This is a genomic window from Micromonospora sp. RB23 (genome assembly GCF_053585025.1).
The window spans coordinates 556,122-572,943 of sequence record NZ_CM132111.1; the positions used below are offsets into that span (position 1 = coordinate 556,122).

At 71.4% G+C, this 16,822-nt stretch carries 18 protein-coding genes; 14 read left to right on the forward strand and 4 right to left on the reverse strand.

The window, feature by feature from the left end; all coding sequences use genetic code 11:
• Nucleotides 1–11: 11 nt before the first annotated feature.
• Both ACTFTM_RS02540 and ACTFTM_RS02545 read left to right on the forward strand, forming a co-directional pair.
• A complete protein-coding gene (locus tag ACTFTM_RS02540) occupies nt 12–908 on the forward strand; it encodes an ABC transporter ATP-binding protein (protein ID WP_449564263.1) in 897 nt (298 codons plus the stop codon).
• Nucleotides 905–2,518, forward strand: coding sequence for an ABC transporter permease (locus ACTFTM_RS02545; RefSeq protein ID WP_449564264.1), 1,614 nt, complete (start codon nt 905–907; stop codon nt 2,516–2,518). The genes ACTFTM_RS02540 and ACTFTM_RS02545 overlap by 4 nt, the downstream gene beginning before the upstream one ends.
• 134 nt (nt 2,519–2,652) lie before the next feature.
• On the opposite strand, the gene ACTFTM_RS02550 is transcribed toward ACTFTM_RS02545, so the two are convergent.
• Complete coding sequence (locus tag ACTFTM_RS02550; protein WP_449564265.1) at nt 2,653–2,988, reverse strand: STAS domain-containing protein; 336 nt, start codon at nt 2,986–2,988, stop codon at nt 2,653–2,655.
• Between the two features lie 188 nt (nt 2,989–3,176).
• Between ACTFTM_RS02550 and hemL the strand changes: the two genes are divergently transcribed.
• The 7 genes from hemL (at nt 3,177) to ACTFTM_RS02585 (ending at nt 10,725) form a co-directional block, all read left to right on the forward strand.
• Nucleotides 3,177–4,514 (forward strand): glutamate-1-semialdehyde 2,1-aminomutase, encoded by a 1,338-nt coding sequence (gene hemL, locus ACTFTM_RS02555; protein WP_449564266.1) that lies wholly within the window; start codon nt 3,177–3,179, stop codon nt 4,512–4,514.
• A 6-nt stretch (nt 4,515–4,520) separates the two neighbouring features.
• Nucleotides 4,521–5,168: a histidine phosphatase family protein gene (locus ACTFTM_RS02560; RefSeq protein ID WP_449564267.1), complete on the forward strand. Its 648-nt coding sequence runs from the start codon at nt 4,521–4,523 to the stop codon at nt 5,166–5,168.
• Nucleotides 5,168–5,737, forward strand: coding sequence for a TlpA family protein disulfide reductase (locus ACTFTM_RS02565; RefSeq protein WP_449564268.1), 570 nt, complete (start codon nt 5,168–5,170; stop codon nt 5,735–5,737). Before ACTFTM_RS02560 ends, ACTFTM_RS02565 begins: the two co-directional genes overlap by 1 nt.
• A complete protein-coding gene (locus ACTFTM_RS02570) occupies nt 5,737–6,561 on the forward strand; it encodes a cytochrome c biogenesis CcdA family protein (RefSeq protein WP_449564269.1) in 825 nt (274 codons plus the stop codon). The genes ACTFTM_RS02565 and ACTFTM_RS02570 overlap by 1 nt, the downstream gene beginning before the upstream one ends.
• A complete protein-coding gene (gene resB, locus ACTFTM_RS02575) occupies nt 6,558–8,183 on the forward strand; it encodes a cytochrome c biogenesis protein ResB (RefSeq protein WP_449564270.1) in 1,626 nt (541 codons plus the stop codon). The genes ACTFTM_RS02570 and resB overlap by 4 nt, the downstream gene beginning before the upstream one ends.
• Nucleotides 8,183–9,175 (forward strand): c-type cytochrome biogenesis protein CcsB, encoded by a 993-nt coding sequence (gene ccsB / locus ACTFTM_RS02580; protein ID WP_449564271.1) that lies wholly within the window; start codon nt 8,183–8,185, stop codon nt 9,173–9,175. Before resB ends, ccsB begins: the two co-directional genes overlap by 1 nt.
• Nucleotides 9,176–9,243: 68 nt before the next feature.
• Complete coding sequence (locus ACTFTM_RS02585; RefSeq protein ID WP_449564272.1) at nt 9,244–10,725, forward strand: AAA family ATPase; 1,482 nt, start codon at nt 9,244–9,246, stop codon at nt 10,723–10,725.
• 55 nt (nt 10,726–10,780) lie between these two features.
• Here ACTFTM_RS02585 and ACTFTM_RS02590 read toward each other — a convergent pair whose 3' ends face one another.
• Together ACTFTM_RS02590 and ACTFTM_RS02595 are read right to left on the reverse strand one after the other, a co-directional pair.
• The gene (locus ACTFTM_RS02590; protein ID WP_449564273.1) at nt 10,781–10,969 is read right to left on the reverse strand and encodes a hypothetical protein; all 189 of its coding nucleotides are present in this window, start codon (nt 10,967–10,969) and stop codon (nt 10,781–10,783) included.
• Nucleotides 10,970–11,145: 176 nt separating this feature from the next.
• Nucleotides 11,146–11,622, reverse strand: a complete 477-nt coding sequence (locus ACTFTM_RS02595; RefSeq protein WP_449564274.1) for a MarR family winged helix-turn-helix transcriptional regulator — start codon at nt 11,620–11,622, stop codon at nt 11,146–11,148.
• A gap of 59 nt (nt 11,623–11,681) precedes the next feature.
• Between ACTFTM_RS02595 and ACTFTM_RS02600 the strand changes: the two genes are divergently transcribed.
• From ACTFTM_RS02600 to ACTFTM_RS02610, 3 genes are all read left to right on the forward strand, one after another.
• The gene (locus ACTFTM_RS02600) at nt 11,682–12,236 is read left to right on the forward strand and encodes a carboxymuconolactone decarboxylase family protein (protein ID WP_449564275.1); all 555 of its coding nucleotides are present in this window, start codon (nt 11,682–11,684) and stop codon (nt 12,234–12,236) included.
• Nucleotides 12,237–12,376: 140 nt separating this feature from the next.
• Nucleotides 12,377–13,156, forward strand: coding sequence for a helix-turn-helix domain-containing protein (locus ACTFTM_RS02605; RefSeq protein WP_449566517.1), 780 nt, complete (start codon nt 12,377–12,379; stop codon nt 13,154–13,156).
• Nucleotides 13,147–13,335 carry a DUF397 domain-containing protein gene (locus tag ACTFTM_RS02610; RefSeq protein WP_449564276.1) on the forward strand — a complete coding sequence of 63 codons (189 nt, stop codon included), beginning with the start codon at nt 13,147–13,149 and terminating at the stop codon, nt 13,333–13,335. The genes ACTFTM_RS02605 and ACTFTM_RS02610 overlap by 10 nt, the downstream gene beginning before the upstream one ends.
• 15 nt (nt 13,336–13,350) lie before the next feature.
• On the opposite strand, the gene ACTFTM_RS02615 is transcribed toward ACTFTM_RS02610, so the two are convergent.
• On the reverse strand, nt 13,351–14,169 hold the full coding sequence (locus tag ACTFTM_RS02615) for an alpha/beta fold hydrolase (protein WP_449564277.1): 819 nt from the start codon (nt 14,167–14,169) through the stop codon (nt 13,351–13,353).
• Between the two features lie 283 nt (nt 14,170–14,452).
• On the opposite strand from ACTFTM_RS02615, the gene ACTFTM_RS02620 reads away from it, so the two are divergent.
• Together ACTFTM_RS02620 and mqnP are read left to right on the forward strand one after the other, a co-directional pair.
• Nucleotides 14,453–15,910 carry a menaquinone biosynthesis decarboxylase gene (locus tag ACTFTM_RS02620; protein WP_449564278.1) on the forward strand — a complete coding sequence of 486 codons (1,458 nt, stop codon included), beginning with the start codon at nt 14,453–14,455 and terminating at the stop codon, nt 15,908–15,910.
• Nucleotides 15,910–16,821 (forward strand): menaquinone biosynthesis prenyltransferase MqnP, encoded by a 912-nt coding sequence (gene mqnP / locus ACTFTM_RS02625; protein ID WP_449564279.1) that lies wholly within the window; start codon nt 15,910–15,912, stop codon nt 16,819–16,821. The genes ACTFTM_RS02620 and mqnP overlap by 1 nt, the downstream gene beginning before the upstream one ends.
• The last annotated feature ends 1 nt before the right edge of the window (nt 16,822 follow it).

Here is a 16,822-nt window from a genome sequence, read left to right on the forward strand (position 1 = left end):
GCTTCCGATATATGGAAACTCCGATTGAAGTGTCCGGCCTGGTCAAGACCTTCGGCCGCGTCCGGGCGCTCGACGGTCTGGACCTGACCGTCCGGGCGGGCGAGGTGCACGGCTTCCTCGGCCCGAACGGCGCCGGCAAGTCGACGGCCATCAGGGCGCTGCTGGGCCTGCTGCGGACGGACGCGGGGGTCGTCCGCCTGCTCGGCGGCGATCCGTGGCGCGACGGGGTCGCCCTGCACCGCCGACTGGCGTACGTGCCGGGCGACGTGACGCTCTGGCCCAACCTCTCCGGCGGCGAGGTCATCGACCTGCTCGGCCGGATGCGCGGCGGCCTCGATCCGGCCCGCCGAGCCGAACTGCTCGACTCCTTCGAGCTGGATCCCCGCAAGAAGGGCCGGACGTACTCCAAGGGCAACCGGCAGAAGGTCGGCCTGGTGGCCGCCCTCGCGTCGGACGCCGAACTCCTCATCCTGGACGAGCCGACCTCCGGCCTGGACCCCCTGATGGAGGAGGTCTTCCAGCGCTGGGTACGCCGGGCGAAGGCCGACGGTCGTACCGTGCTGCTCTCCAGTCACATCCTGGCCGAGGTGGAGGCGCTCTGCGACCGGGTGACGATCATCCGCAACGGGCGGGACGTGGAGACCGGCACCCTCAGCGAGCTGCGGCACCTGCGACGCACCTCCATCGAGGCCGAGCTGACCGGTCCGGTGGACGGGCTGGGTCAGCTCACCGGCGTACACGACCTGCGGGTCGACGGGCAGCGGGTGCGCTTCGACGTGGAGGACGCCGCGCTGGACGTCGCGCTACGTCGGCTCACCGAGATCGGCGTACGCAGCCTGGTCAGCCAACCGCCGACATTGGAGGAGTTGTTCCTGCGGCACTACCAGGCTGAGCAGGTGCGGTCGTGAGCGCGTTCACCGGCACCCGGCACCTGGTGCGCCTGATCCTGCGGCGGGACCGGATCGTGCTGCCGATCTGGATCCTTCCGCTGGCCGTGCTGCCGGCCAGCTACGCCGGCGCGTACGCCGGCCTGTATCCGACCGCCGCCGAGCGCGCCGCCTACCTCGCCAGCACGGCGAGCAACCCGTCGATCGTCGCGCTGCTCGGCCCGGTGTACGGCGACAGCACCGGAGCGCTCACCGTTCAGCGGGCGGGCATGTTCGCGACGGTCGCCGCCCTGGCGAGCGTGCTGACGGTGGTGCGGCACACCCGCACCGAGGAGGAGGCCGGGCGGCGGGAGTTGCTCGGCGCGTCGGTCCTCGGCCGGTACGCCGGGCTGACCGCGGCGCTGCTGGTCACGTATGCCGCGAACCTGCTGCTCGGCCTGCTCATCGCCGGCGGTCTGGTCGCCGCGGGTCTGCCGGGTGCCGGATCGCTCCTGTTCGGCGTCGGCGTGGCCCTGACCGGCATCGCGTTCGCCACGGTCGGCGGCCTGGCCGCGCAGCTCACCCAGAGCGCCGGCGGGGCGCGCGGCATCGGCCTGGGCGTGCTCGGTGTGGCGTTCGCGCTGCGGCTCGGTGGCGACGCCGGAGGGTCCGGCGGGACCGGCGGGAGCGCCGAATGGTTGAGCTGGGTCTCCCCGCTCGGCTGGTCGCCCCGGGGACGGGCCTTCGCGGATGAGCGCTGGTGGGTGCTGCTGCTGCCGGTGCTGTTCAGTGTGGCGGTGGCGCTCGTCGCGTACCCCGTCTCGGTTCGCCGTGACGTCGGCGCGGGCGTGCTGCCGCCCCGGCTCGGCCCGGCCGCCGCGGGCGACGCGCTGGCCGGTCCGTTCGGCCTGGCCTGGCGGCTGCACCGCGGCCAGTTGTTCGGCTGGACCGTCGGCTTCGGGCTGCTCGGTCTGGTGCTGGGCGGCGCGGCGGACGCGGCCGGCGACGCGGTGCAGGGCAACGAGCAGGTCGCCGAGCTGCTGGCCCGGCTGGGTGGGTCGTCGACGTTGGCCGAGGCGTACCTCGGCAGCACATTGAGCCTGACTGCGCTGGCCGCCGCCGGGTACGGCATCCAGGCCGCGCTGCGGGCGCGGGCGGAGGAGACCGCCGGGCGGGCCGAGCCGCTGCTCGCCACGGCGGTGAGCAGGTCCCGCTGGCTGTCGGCGCACCTGGTCTTCGCGCTGCTCGGCCCGGTGGTGGTGCTGGCCGTGACGGGGGCGGCGACGGGACTGTCGTACGGCCTGAGCGTGGGAGACGTCGGCGGCGAGGTGCCCCGGATGCTCGGCGTGGGGCTGGTCCAGGTGCCGGCGGCGTGGGTCCTCGCCGGGCTGGCGGCGCTGCTGGTGGGGTGGTTGCCCCGGTTCTCGTGGGCGGCCTGGGCGGTGCTCGCCGGCTGCCTGCTGCTGGGTCAGATCGGCGCGCTGCTGGAGCTGAGCCAGTGGGTGCTGGACATCAGCCCGTTCACCCACACACCCCAGGTCCTGAACGACAACTGGACAGCAACGCCCCTCCTGGCCCTGACGGCAGCAGCGGCAGCCCTCCTGGCCCTGGCCCTCAAAACCTTCCACACCCGAGACATCCCCACCCCCTGAAGCGCGCGGCCTACGCACGGCTGCCGAGGCACGTTGATCATGAAGTTATTGCCGGCAAATGGGACATGATCTGCCGCTAACTTCATGATCAACGCCGGGCGGCCGGCGGCCAGGGGCGGGGTGAGGGGGAGGGGTCAGCCGGTGGGTTGGTCGTTGCGGATCATCAGGGCGCTGCGTAGGCCGGTGATGTCCAGGACGCGGATCAGGAAGTCACCCACGTGGGTCAGCATCAGCAGGCTCTGCGCGTGGCTGGCCTTGCGGCTGAGCACCACGAGCGTGCCCAGGCCCTGCGAGTCGCAGAAGGTGACGCCGCCGAGGTCGAGCACGATCCGCGGGGGCGGGTCGCTCAGCACCTCGTTGACCACGGTGCTGAGCTGGGCTGCCGTGAGCATGTCGATCTCACCGGCCAGGCGAAGCACAGCTTCGTCGCCCGTCCGGTGTAGCGTGATGGACAGTTCGGCACGATCCACCCGGTCAGCCTAGCGCGATCCAGCCGACCCGGCCTGTCGAGGCGACGAGCCGCTCGCCGCACGCGCGCCCGCCGGGTGCCCGCGCCGCCCCACCAGCCCGTGACGAGCGCCGGGACCGGGTGAGCCCGGTAACCCTCGCCCGGGGTGGCTGCTGGTTGACGGTCCGGCGCTGACACAATGGCGGCATCGTGACCGACATCGTTTCCGCCGGATCTGGCCGCTACCCGGCCGACGCGCCGGCCTCCGAGGCCCTGTTCGACCGCGCCCGCGCCATCGTGCCCGGCGGGGTCAACTCCCCTGTGCGCGCCTTCCAGGCGGTTGGCGGCACCCCGCGCTTCATGGTCCGTGGTGAGGGCCCGTGGCTGTACGACGCCGACGGTCGCCGCTACGTCGACCTGGTGTGCTCGTGGGGTCCGCTGATCCTCGGGCACGCCCACCCGCAGGTGGTGGACGCCGTGCAGGCCGCCGCCGCCCGGGGCACCAGCTTCGGCACGCCCACGCCGGGCGAGGTGGAGTTGGCCGCCGAGATCGTCGACCGGACGCCGGTGGAGCAGGTCCGCCTGGTCAACTCCGGCACCGAGGCGACCATGTCGGCGATCCGGCTGGCCCGTGGCTTCACCGGCCGCTCGAAGGTCGTCAAGTTCGCCGGCTGCTACCACGGTCACGTCGACGCGCTGCTCGCCTCCGCCGGCTCCGGTGTGGCGACCCTCGGCCTGCCCGACTCGCCCGGCGTCACGGGCGCGGCGGCCAGCGAGACGATCGTGCTGCCGTACAACGACATCCGGGCCGTCGAGGAGGCGTTCGCCGCCGAGGGCTCGCACATCGCCGCCGTGATCACCGAGGCCGCCGCCGGCAACATGGGCGTGGTGGCCCCCCGCGACGGCTTCAACCAGCAGCTCGCCCGGATCGCGCACGCGCACGGTGCCCTGCTCGTCGTGGACGAGGTGATGACCGGGTTCCGGGTCTCCCGCGCCGGGTGGCACGGCCTCGACGCCTCCGACGCGGACCTGTGGACGTACGGCAAGGTCATGGGTGGTGGCCTGCCCGCCGCGGCGTTCGGCGGGCGCGCGGACATCATGGCGCGTCTCGCGCCGGCCGGCCCCGTCTACCAGGCCGGGACTCTCTCCGGTAACCCGCTGGCGTGCGCCGCCGGTCTGGCGACCCTGCGGCTCGCCGACGACGCGCTCTACCGCAAGCTCGACGACACGGCCGCCGTCGTGGGCAAGCTGGCGTCCGACGCGCTGGCCGCCGCCGGGGTTCCGCACCGCCTGTCGTACGCGGGCAGCATGTTCTCCATCTTCTTCACGGACGCCGACGTGGTCGACTACGACAGCGCGCGCACCCAGCAGGTGCCGGCGTTCAAGGCGTTCTTCCACTCGATGCTCGCCTCCGGCGTCTACCTGCCGCCGAGCGCGTTCGAGTCGTGGTTCGTGTCGGCGGCGATCGACGACGCCGCTCTGGAGCACATCGCCGCCGCGCTGCCGACGGCGGCGAACGCGGCGGCAGCCGCTGGTCACGGGGGGTAGTAAACGGTGGCGAAGACGGTGGTCCACGTGCTCCGGCACGGCGAGGTGCACAACCCCGACCAGATCCTGTACGGGCGGCTGCCCGGTTTCCGCCTCTCCGAGCTGGGCGTGCAGATGGCCAAGGCCGCCGCGCAGGGTCTCGCCGAGCGGGAGATCGTGCACGTGGTGGCCAGCCCGCTGGAGCGCGCCCAGCAGACCGCCGAGCCCATCGCCGCCCAGTTCGGGCTGCCGGTGGGGGTGGACGAGCGGCTGATCGAGAGCGCCAACTGGTTCGAGGGCAAGAAGGTCTCCCCGGGCGACGGGTCGTTCCGCGACCCGCGCAACTGGTGGGTGCTGCGCGACCCGGTGACGCCGTCCTGGGGTGAGGCGTACCGGGTGATCGCCGAGCGGATGTTCGCGGCCGTGCACGCCGCCCGGGTCGCCGCCGAGGGGCGCGAGGCCGTGCTGGTGTCGCACCAGCTCCCGATCTGGACGCTGCGCCGCTACGTCGAGCGCAAGCGGCTCTGGCACGACCCGCGCAAGCGCCAGTGCGGGCTGGCGAGCCTCACGTCGTTCCACTTCGACGGCGCGAAGGTGGAGGGCATCGGCTACAGCGAGCCGGCCGCGCACCTCGTCGCTCTCTCCGCGACAGCCCGGACGGCCAAGGGGGCCTGATGACCGCCCGGAGGTGGACCGCCGGTCTGCTCGCTGCCGTCGCCACGGTGGCGCTGGCCGGCTGTACGTCGGCGAAGGGGCAGGAGAAGACCTGCTCGACCACCTCCGACGGCATCATCGAATGCGCGCCGGACCAACGCTCGGCTCCGCCGAAGCTCGCCGGTGAACTGCTCCTCGGCGGCAACTACGACGTCACCCAGGCCCGGGGGCAGGTCGTGGTGGTCAACTTCTGGGGCTCCTGGTGTGCGCCCTGCCGGGCCGAGGCGGACGACCTGGAAGCCGTCCACCAGGCCACCAAGGGCTCCGGGGTGACCTTCCTCGGCATCAACGTGCAGGATTCGCGGGACAAGGCCAAGGCGTTCGAGCAGGGGCGGGTCACCTATCCGAGCCTGTTCGACCCGGCCAGCCGACTGGCGCTCGACCTCGACATCCCGCCGAACACCGTCCCCGCGACGGTGGTGCTCGACCGGGAGGGACGGGTCGCCTCGGTGATCCGCCGTGCGGTGACCCAGGACGAGCTGCGGCCGGTCGTGGACGAGATCGCGGCCGAGAAGCCGGCGTCGAACTGATGGGCGAGACGTTCAGGCAGCTGGCCCAGAGCGGGCCGCTGGTACTCGCCATCGGCGCGGCGGCGCTCGCCGGTCTGGTCAGCTTCCTGTCCCCGTGCGTCCTTCCACTCGTTCCGGGCTACCTGTCGTACGTCACCGGGTTGGCGGGCGCGGACCTCGAAGGGCGACGGCCGGTGGCGGCCCCGACCCCCGACGGCGGTGGCGGCGTCGCGGTCCGGGAGCGGACGACGCCCGCGGTGGCGGCGGTCAAGGGCCGGGTGCTCGCCGGGACGCTGCTGTTCATCGCCGGGTTCACCGTGGTCTTCGTGGCCACCGCGATCCTGTTCGCCGGCATCGGTCGGGTCTTCTTCGACTACGAGCGGCAGTTGGAGATCGTCGTCGGCGCGTTGATCATCGTGCTCGGCCTGGGCTACCTGGGGATGATCCCGGCGCTGCAACGCGAGTTCCGGATCTCCCGGCTGCCGTCGGCCGGCCTGCTCGGCGCCCCGGTCTTCGGGGCGGTCTTCGCGCTGAGCTGGGTGCCGTGCACCGGGCCGACGCTCGGCGCGGTGATGGGCATGGCCACCGCCAGCGGGCAGAGCGACCGGGCCGTGGTGCTCGCCGTGGCGTACTGCCTCGGGTTGGGGATACCGTTCGTCGTCTTCGGGCTGGGCTTCCAGCGCCTGCTCGGGGTCTTCCGCGCCATCCGGCGCAACAGCCGCTGGGTCACCCGGGTCGGCGGCGCCCTGCTCATCCTGATCGGCCTGGCGCTGGTCACCGGCGGATGGCAGAGCTTCGTGATCTGGTTGCAGACCACCGTCGGGGTGGGCGAGGTGAGCATATGACGGTCGTCGACGAGCGCCCGGAGGCCGAGGCCCCGGCGCCGCGCCGCCGGCCCAGCCGGCTGCTGGCCCTGCTGCGCAACTCGTGGCGGCAGCTCACCAGCATGCGTACGGCCCTGATCCTGCTCTTCCTGCTGGCGATCGCCGCGATCCCCGGGTCGGTGCTGCCGCAGCGCGGGATCAGCCCGGAGAAGGTCAACCAGTACTTCGTCGACCACCCGGACTGGGCGCCCCGGCTCGACCGGATCGGCGCGTTCGCGGTCTTCGGTTCGGTCTGGTTCTCCGCCATCTACCTGCTGCTGTTCACGTCGCTGATCGGCTGCATCACCCCCCGGCTGCGCGACCACGTCCGGGCGTTGCGGTCCCGGCCACCGGTCGCGCCGAAGCGCATGACCCGGCTCCCTCAGCACACCACGCTGCCCGCCCCGGCCGGCGGCGTGGACGCCGTCGCCCAGGTGCTACGCAAGCGCCGCTGGCGGGTCGAGGTACGCGGGAACGAGGTCTCCGCCGAGAAGGGGTACCTCAAGGAGACCGGCAACCTGCTGTTCCACACCTCGCTCATCGCGGTGCTGATCGGCGTCGCGCTCGGCTCGTGGTACGGGTGGAGTGGCAACCGTCTGCTGGTGGCGGGCCCGGACAACGCGTTCTGCAACACCCGTCAGCAGTACGCCGAGGCGAAGCTCGGCCCCCGCGTGAACACCGCCGACCTGCCCCGCTTCTGCCTGCGGCTGGACGACTTCCAGGCCCGGTTCCTGCCGTCCGGTCAGCCGGAGTTCTTCAACGCCCGCGTCACCGTGGACGGGCCCGACGAGCCGACCCGCAGCGCGGACTTCTCGGTCAACTCGCCGCTGCGCCTCGCCGACGCGAGCGTCTACCTGCTCGGGCACGGGTACGCCCCGGTGATCCGCTACACCGACCGGTACGGCAACAGTCAGGTCAGTGACGAACCGTTCCTGACCACCGGTGACATGGGCCTGACCAGCGAGGGGCTGGCCGCCTTCCCGGACGCGAACGTCGATCCGGCCACCGGCAAGCGGGTACCGGGCGAGCAGATGGCGTTCACCGGCATCTACCTGCCCACCGCGCCGCAGCAGGCCCCGTTCGTCCGCTCCGAGTACCCCACCGAGCGCAACCCGGCGCTGAACCTGGTCGCCTACCGGGGCAACCTCGGCATGGACGCCGGTATCCCCGGCTCGGTCTACCAGCTCGACCAGCGACAGGTACGCGCCGGCAAGGTCAAGGAGGTCGGCAGCAAGCTGCTCCGCAAGGGCGAGAAATGGACGCTCGACGACGGCACCACCGTCGAGTTCCTGGGCACCGAGCGGTACGTGACCCTCTCCGTCCGGCACGATCCCGGCTCGACGCCGCTGCTGGTGAGCTGCGGTGTGCTGCTGGTCGGGCTGATGGGCTCGCTGTTCGGGCGGCGTCGCCGGGTGTGGTTCCGGGTGCTGCCGGCCGACCCCGCTAATGGATCTCCGACGGACGGTAGTAGCTTGATGGAGGCCGGTGGGTTGCCGCGCACCGACTATCCAGGGTTCGCCGACGAGTTCGCCCAGTTGGTCGCCGCCGTGAACGGTGACGAACGGGCGACCGAGCGGGCCGGTGTGCGAGAAGGGACCGAGTGATGTCCGCGCTCTCCGACAATCTGGTGACCTTCGCGATCCTGACGTACCTGATCGCGATGATCAGCCACGCCGTGGAGTACGCGCTGAGCAACGGGCGTACCCGGGCCGCCGTGGCGTCGCCCGGTCGCGAGCTGGTCGCTCGCGAGCTGGTGGGCGCCGGGGTCGGCGGTGCCGGCGGCGTGACCGCCGAGCCGCCCGCGCCGGTTCCGCAGCCCGTCGACGGCTCGGCCAACCGGGCGCGTCTCGCCGGGCTGGTCGCGGTGGGCGCCACCGCGCTCGCCGCCGTGCTGCACCTCGCGGCGCTGGTCACCCGTGGTCTCGCGGCCGACCGCATGCCGTGGGGCAACATGTACGAGTTCGTGCTCACGGTGACGTTCATCGGGGTCGCGGCCTGGCTGGTGGTGCTCTGGAAGCGGCCGTCGCTGCGCAAGCTCGGGCTGTTCCTCACGCTGGTCATGGTGCTGCTGGTGGCCACCGCCGAGCTGGTCCTGTACGTGCCGATCGTGCCGCTGGTCCCGGCCCTCAACTCGTACTGGTTCGTCATCCACGTCTCGACGATCGTCTTCGCGTCCGGCATCTTCCTGCTCGGCGCGGTGCCGGCCGTCGGCTTCCTGATGCGCAACGGGTACGAGGAGGGCAAGCGCAGCTTCCCGTACACCCTGGCGAAGCGGCTGCCCGCCGCGGCCAGCCTGGAGCGGCTGACCTTCGCGCTGCACGCCTTCGCCTTCCCGATCTTCACGTTCGCGGTGATCGCCGGCGCGATCTGGGCCGAGGCGGCCTGGGGCCGGCCGTGGGGCTGGGACCCGAAGGAGACCTGGGCGTTCATCTCCTGGGTGGTCTACGCCGGCTACCTGCACGCGCGTGCCACGCCCAGCGTGAAGCGGAACGTGGCCACCTGGATCGCCGTGCTCGGCTTCCTCACCATGCTGATGAACCTGTTCGGCGTGAACATCTTCTTCACCGGCCTGCACTCGTACGGCGGGCTGAACTGAACTGCAGTTGGCAAATGTAGAACTACACTTCTTAGAAGTGTAGTTCTACATTCTGTGGAGATGTGATCGTGGAGTTCGCCAAACCAGCGGAGATCTTCGACCGAGACGTCGAGTGGGCGGAGCTGGTCCGGTTCGCCACGGACGATCGACAAGGCGCGACGCTGGGCGTGGTCAGCGGCCGCCGCCGGCAGGGCAAGACTCTGCTCTTGTACGAGTTGGCCCGCAGCACCCAGGGCTTCTACTTCGGCGCGACCGAGGCGACGTCTGCGGAGTCGCTCCGTCGCCTGGGGGAAGAGCTCGGCCGGCATACCGCAGCCCCCGCCCCACTGCACCTTGCCGACTGGCCGAGCGCGGTCGACGCGTTGCTCGCGCTGGGCCGGGACCGCCCGCTCACGGTGGTGATTGACGAGTTCCCGTACCTGGCGCGCGCCAGTCGTGACCTCCCATCGGTCATCCAGCATGCGCTCACCCCGGGCCGGATCGAGCGCACCGGCTCTCAAACTCGCCTGTTGCTGTGCGGTTCGGCGCTCTCGTTCATGGGAGGGCTCCTGGCAGGTTCGGCCCCACTCCGCGGACGGGCCGGGCTGGAGTTGCCCGTCGCGCCGCTTGACTACCGAGCGGCGGCGACCTTCTGGGGGATCGACGATCCGTTGCTCGCGGCCCGGGTGTTCGCGATCGTCGGAGGCACACCCGCCTACCGGCGCGAGTACGTCCAGGACGACGCCCCCGACGGGCCGACCGATTTCGACGACTGGGTCGTGCGTGCCGTGCTGAACCCGGCGCGTCCGCTGTTCCGCGAGGCTCGTTACCTGCTGGCCGAGGATCCGGACCTTCGCGACACCGCTCTGTACCACTCGGTGCTCGCGGCGGTCGCCGACGGCAACGGCACCCGAGGTGGAATCGCGGGCTACATCGGCCGTAAGGCCACCGATCTACAGCACCCACTCACCGTGTTGGAGGACGCCGGTCTCCTTACGAGGGAACCAGACCCCTTGCGCAGTGGCCGGAGCCGGTACCTCATCGCCGAACCCCTCATCACCTTCTACCAGGCGGTCATGCGACCCGCATGGACGGCGTTGGAGCAGCGACGCGGGGCGGACGTCTGGCGTCGGTCCCAGCGACGGTACGCGGCAGCGGTGCTGGGGCCGGCGTTCGAGGAGATCGTCCGCCAGTGGGCGCTGCGCTTTGCCGCACCGGAGACGCTCGGCGGCATCGTCGCGGAGGCCAGTGCCGCCGTCCTTACCGACCCCGCCAGCCGTACCAGCGTGGAACTCGATCTGGTCGCGTTCGGTGAGCCACCGATGGGCGACAGCCCTCGGCCGCTCCTCGCGATTGGCGAGGTCAAGTGGGGTAGGACATTGGGGATGGCCGACCTGGAGCGGCTCACGAGGGCGCGCGATCTCCTCGCCACACGCCCGGGCCTGGACGCGCGACGCGTCCGGCTCGTGCTCGTAAGCGGGTCGGGCTTCACGGACGACCTCCAGCGGCGAGCTGGCGGCGATCAGGATGTCGTCCTGGTCGACCCGGCGCGCCTCTATCAGGGGGAATGACATCCGGATCACGTCCACCTCCCACCCGGCAGTTCGGCGCGGGGCGGGCTCGCGATCAGCGGTGTCGCAGGGTCTCGTCGACCCGTAGGGCGACCTGGTAGGCGACCTCAGGCACGTCGGCCAGCTCGATGCGCTCACCGCGCAGCGCCACCTGCGCGTGCAGCTCGCGGGCGATGGCGTCGCGCACCGCGACCAGCAGGGGTGACAACCCGTCCGGGTCGCCGACGACGTACGCGTCCGACATGTCACCAGCCTGCCCGTGCGCCGGTCCGGCGCGCCAGCGCTGGTGAGATGTGTCCGCAGGGCTTGACGCACGCGCGCCGGCGTCGTCCCAGCGGTCTCGATCCACTCCAGGTCGGCGATCTGGCGGCATCGTTCGCCCGGCGCGGCACCATGCCGACGATCTGTTGTGGATCAGGGTCAGCCGCCAAACCAGCCCGGCATGTCGAGGCGGAACCAGTTGGTGGCGGCCATCGTGCGCAGGTCGTCCTCGATGGCGGCCACGCGCTCCTCGCCCAGCGTCGTGGCCCACTGTTCCCGTAGCCGATCGAAGATCTCGGCCGAGCGACGTAGCCCGTCGAAACCGCGCGGTGTCATCCGGACCAGCCGACGGCGGGCGTCGGCGGGATCGTCGACCCGTTCGAGGTAGCCGACGGCGACCAGCCGGTCGACGGTCTTGCCGGCGGCCTGCTTGGAGATGCCCAGTCGCTGCCCCAGCTCGCTGGCGGTGGTGCCGTCGACGCCCACGGCCTGGAGCACGAACCCGTGCAGCGGCCGGAGGTCGGGATGCCCCTCGCGGGCCAACTCGGCGTGCAGGTCGTCGATCAGGGTTCGGAAGCCGGCCAACAGCAACAGCGGGAGCTGGAAGCCGGGCCGGGGCGGTTCAGGGGTTGTCATGTTCGACAACCACGTTTACTATTTCGTCAACCACGTTGACTATCTTAGGGCAGGCACCCATGTCCGTCTTCACCGCCCACACCGCCGAGACCGCGCCCGCCGCCGCCCGCCGCAGCGTCGAGGGCGTGCAGGGCCGGTTCGGTTGGCTCCCCAGCGCGGTGGCGCTGATGGCTGAATCGCCACAGCTCCTCAGCGGCTTCCTGGCTGCCAGCGCGGGCTTCGAACAGACCAGCCTCGCGCCCGTGGAGCGGGAGGTGGTCATCCTGACCGTCTCCACCTCCCACGAATGCCACTTCTGCGTGGCCCTGCACACCGGCAAGATCACTGAGGTCGGCGCGAGTGCCGCGCTGATCACCGCGCTGCGCGCCGGCACGGAGTTGCCCGAGCACCGGCTGGAGGTGCTGCGCCAGTTCACGCTTGCCGTGCTCAAGCACCATGGCGCGGTGCCCGGCGAGGAGCTGGAGGCCTTCCTGGCCGCCGGCTACCAGCCCCGGCAGGCGCTGGACGTGGTGTTCGGCGTCGGGGCGTACACCATGTCGACCTTCGCCAACCGGCTCACCCGCGCGCCGCTCGACCCGCCGCTGGCCGCTCATGCCTGGACGCCCGCCGCCTGACCGAACCCCCGTTACCGCAACATGCCGGCAGGGGGCTGACTCAGGGTCGCGGTTTCGCTACCTTGCGCCAGGAGGGTCGAGGTGGCCCTCCCGGCAGCGGAAGGTGAGGCGCGGTGACCACGACACTGTCCACAGCGGAAATGATCAGGGACCAGCTCCGGCGGTCACGGCTCGCGGCCGGGCTCAGCCAGGAGGAGTACGGCAAACGGGCGCACTACTCGCCGTCCATGGTGTCCTCGGTCGAGGTGGGCCAGACGGTGCCCAACCTGGCCTACCTGACGCGGGCCGACGAGGTGCTCGACACCGGCGGCCTGCTGGTGTCGCTCCGCGAGCTGGGTCGCCGGCACGCCGAGCCGGTGTGGTTCCGCCCCTGGTTGGAGGTCGAGCGGGTCGCCACCCAGTTGCGCTGCTTCGAAGCGACGATGGTCCCCGGGCTGTTGCAGACCGCCGACTACGCCCGCGCGGTGTTCCGGCTCGACCTGGGGCTCACCGCCGAGCGGGTGGAGGAGCTGGTGGCCGCCCGGCTGGAACGGCAGACGATCCTCGACCGGGAGCACCCGCCGCAGCTCACCGCCGTGATCGACGAGGCCGCCCTGCGACGCTTCGCCGAGGGCTGCGCCGGCGTGCTGGCCGGCCAGCTCCAGCACCTGGTGGCGTGCGCCCGCCGCCCCCACATCCGGGTGCACGTGCTGCCGCAGGCGGTCGGGTTGCACGCCGGCATGTTCGGGCCGTTCATCCTCGGTCGCACCGCCGACGGCAGTTGGCTCGGCTTCCTCGACAACCAGACCGGCGGCACGGCCGTCGACGAGAACAACGAGGTGGCGACCCTGCTCGGAAGGTGGGAGAGTCTGCGCAGCGACGCGCTGCCCCGGCAGCAGTCCATCGACCTGCTCGAGGAGATCGTGAAGCCATGGATCTGACCGGAGCTCAGTGGCGCAAGTCCACCCGCAGTGGCAACAACAGCGGCGCCTGCGTCGAGGTCGCCGACAACCTGCCCGGCCGGGTGCACGTCCGCGATTCCAAGGACCGCCACGGCGGCGTGCTGACCTTCAGCCCGGCCGCGTGGCGCTCCTTCGTCGACCTGGCCCGCACCCACTGACCCCGGGGCTCCTGCTCAGGCCGCCCCGAGAAAATCGCGCAGCAGGGCGAGCATCTCGTCCGGGCGTTCCTCGTACAGCCAGTGCCCGCAGTCGTCGATCACCTCGCCGCGAACGGTGTCGGCGTACCGGCGTACCTGCTCGGCGACCTGGCCGCCGAGGCTGGCCGACGCGCCGACGGCCAGCACCGGCATGGTGAGCTTCGTGGTCCCGTACGTCGCGTTGTCGGCGATGTCCCGGCCGAACGCCCGGAAGTGGGCGAAGCTCGCCCGCAGGTGCGCCGGGTCGCGCAGGTGACTGGCGAACTCCTCGATGTCCGGGGCGGCGATGCTGCCCTTGCGCACCATCAGGGCGTCGGTGAACCGATCCACCCAGAGCGACTCCCGCCCACGGACCAGCTCCTCAGGCAGCCCGTTGTCGAGCGTGAAGAAGCCGAAGTTCCACACCGCCGGCCCGGCCGCGGTGAGCGCGGGAAACGTGTAGATGCTCTCGTCGGGGATCGGCGCCTCGGTGAGCGCCAGCCGGCTCACCCGGTCGGGATGGGCAGCCGCGTACGCGTACGCCACCATCGTCCCCAGGTCGTGCCCGACCACTCGCAGGTCACCGGCCAGGCCGAGCTGGTCGAGCAGGCCGTGCAGGTCGGCGGCGACGGTCTTCTTGTCGTACCCGTCGGCCGGAGCGTCGCTGTCCCCGAAGCCGCGCAGGTCGGGCGCGACCACTTCGAACGATCGCCCCAGCTCGGGCAGCAGGTGCCGCCACATGTACCAGGACTGCGGGTACCCGTGCAGCAGCACCAGCGGTGGGCCGTCGCCACCACGGACGTAGTTCACGGTCATCCGACCGACCCGTGCCCGTTGCTCGGTGAACCCCGCCGGAACCCGCTCGCCACCCATTCGCCGCCCCCGTCCGCCGTCCCGCCCGCCGGGCTACCCGCTGAACGGCCCGCCATGCCCGGGGTGCGGGTGATCCACTCGGGTTCCGTGAAGTCGCGGTGTCCGACGGCCGGGGACACCGCGAGTTCAAGGAATCTGAGTTGATCTAGAGGTGGCGGCGGGTCGTCGCGGGTCTCACAGCACCCGGCGTGGGCCGCGTCGCACCCGGTGCGGGAGACTGGGCGACATGGCTCGTGGCTTCCCGTACAACGATCTCAAGGACTTCCTCGCGGCGCTGGAGCGCGCGGGGGAGCTGCGCCGGGTCGACGTCCCCGTCGACCCGACCCTGGAGATCAGCGAGGTGGTCACCCGCACGGTGCGCGCCGGCGGCCCGGCGCTGCTGTTCGAGCACCCCACCCGGGGCGAGATGCCGGTGGCGATCAACCTGTTCGGCACCGAGAAGCGGATGGCGATGGCCCTCGGCGTCGACTCGTTGGACGAGGTCGGCGCGCGGATCGGCGCGTTGATCAAGCCGGAGCTGCCGGTCGGCTGGTCCGGCATCCGCGAGGGCCTGGGCAAGGTCATGCAGCTCAAGTCGGTGCCGCCGCGCAAGGTCAAGACCGCGCCCTGTCAGGAGATCGTCTACCGGGGCGACGACGTCGACCTGGACCGGCTGCCGGGGTTGCAGGTGTGGCCCGGCGACGGCGGGATCTTCCACAACTACGGGCTGACCCACACCAAGCACCCGGAGACGGGCAAGCGCAACCTGGGCCTCTACCGGCTTCAGCAGCACGGCCGCAACACCCTCGGCATGCACTGGCAGATCCACAAGGACTCCACCGCCCACCACGCGGTCGCCGAGCGGCTCGGGCAGCGCCTGCCGGTCGCGGTCGCGATCGGCTGCGACCCCGTCGTCTCGTACGCGGCCAGCGCGCCGCTGCCCAGCGACATCGACGAGTACCTGTTCGCAGGGTTCCTGCGCGGCGAGCGGGTGGAGATGGTCGACTGCCTCACCGTGCCGTTGCAGGTGCCGGCACACGCGCAGATCGTGCTGGAGGGCTACCTGGAGCCCGGCGAGCGGTTGCCCGAGGGTCCGTTCGGCGACCACACCGGCTTCTACACGCCGGTCGAGCCGTTCCCGGTGCTGCACATCGAGGCCATGACCATGCAGCGCAACCCGGTCTACCACTCGATCGTCACCTCCAAGCCGCCGCAGGAGGACCACGGCCTCGGCAAGGCCACCGAGCGGATCTTCCAGCCGCTGCTCAAGCTGCTGATCCCGGACATCGTCGACTACGACCTGCCGGCCGCCGGGGTCTTCCACAACTGCGCGATCGTGTCGATCCGCAAGCGCTACCCGAAGCACGCGCAGAAGGTGATGAACGCGATCTGGGGCGCACACCTCATGTCGCTCACCAAGCTGATCGTGATCGTCGACGAGGACTGCGACGTGCACGACTACAACGAGGTCGCCTTCCGCGCGTTCGGCAACGTCGACTACGCGCGGGACCTGCTGCTCACCGAGGGGCCGGTGGACCACCTCGACCACTCGTCGTACCAGCAGTTCTGGGGCGGCAAGGTGGGCGTGGACGCGACCCGCAAACTCCCGGCCGAGGGCTACACCCGCGGCTGGCCGGAGGAGATGACCATGGCCCCCGAGGTCACCGCCCTGGTCGACAAGCGCTGGAAGGAGTACGGGATCTGATGGCCGTCCTCGACGCACCGGTGGAGAAGCCGGGCCGGGTCAAGTCCTTCCTCAAGCTCGTCACCATCGAGCACTCCGTCTTCGCCCTGCCGTTCGCCTTCCTCTCGGCGTTGAGCGCCATGCGGGTCGACGGAGGGCGGGTCCGCTGGGTCGACCTGCTGTTGATCACCGTGGCGATGGTCGGGGCGCGGACGTTCGCCATGGCCGCCAACCGCATCCTCGACCGGCGGATCGACGCGCGGAACCCGCGTACCGCCGGGCGGGAACTGGTCACCGGGGCGGTGAGCGTGCGGACGGCCTGGACCGGCGCGGCCGTCGCGCTCGTGGTGTTCCTCGCCGCCGCCGCGCTGCTCAACCCGCTCTGCCTGCTGCTCGCGCCGCTCGCCGTCGTGCCGCTGGTCGTCTACCCGTACGGCAAGCGGTTCACCAACTGGCCGCACGCCATCCTCGCGATCGCCCAGGCGGTCGGCCCGGTCGGCGCCTGGCTCGCGGTCACCGGCACCCTGGACGGCTCCGGGCCGGCCTGGGTGCTCGGCGCGGCCGTCGGCCTGTGGATCGGCGGCTTCGACCTGATCTACGCCTGTCAGGACTCCGAGATCGACCGGGAGATCGGCGTGCACAGCGTGCCCGCCCGGTACGGTCGCCGCTTCGCTCTGCACGCCTCGACCATCGCGCACGTGGTGACCTTCGGGCTGTTCGTGTGGTTCGGCGCGCTGATCGGCTTCGGCTGGCTGTGGTGGGTCGGCCTGGCGCTGACCGCTGTCGCGTTCGCCTACCAGCACCTGGTGGTCAGCCCGACCGACCTCAGCAAGGTCAACCGGGCGTTCTTCACCGCCAACGGGTTCGTCGGCATCGCGCTGTTCGTCTTCGCCCTGCTCGACCTGGTGATCCGCCTCGACCTGCGCGCGTAGG